1 protein-coding gene is annotated in these 254 nt (G+C 59.8%); it reads right to left on the bottom strand.

Annotated elements, in window-relative coordinates:
• Positions 1-30: 30 nt before the first annotated feature.
• On the bottom strand, positions 31-254 hold a 224-nt coding region (locus tag AC0L3U_RS39805), incomplete at its 5' end, for a hypothetical protein (RefSeq protein ID WP_473365181.1).

Here is a 254-nt window from a genome sequence, read left to right as displayed (position 1 = left end):
GCTGATCGATATTCGCCAGGGCGACGGCAGTTACTTGCGTTCGATCACCGATCCACTGGGGACGATGCGGGCGCATGGCTGACAAAGACACGCCCGATGAACGGTTGTTCTGCCATTTCGGTCCGTAAAGCCCAGCCCCAGAATGCCGACCATGGCTGCCGCCAGAATCGTCTTGCGGGTGGCCAGCAAGCGTTTTTCCCGGAACGGCGTTTCCACGAAGCGCCATGACAGATAGCCCAGCACCAGCGAAAGCA

The organism is Bradyrhizobium sp. Kon69 (assembly GCF_055807515.1).
The sequence above is the reverse complement of the archived record's forward strand: the minus strand, read 5'-3'. Positions and strand labels throughout refer to the sequence as shown.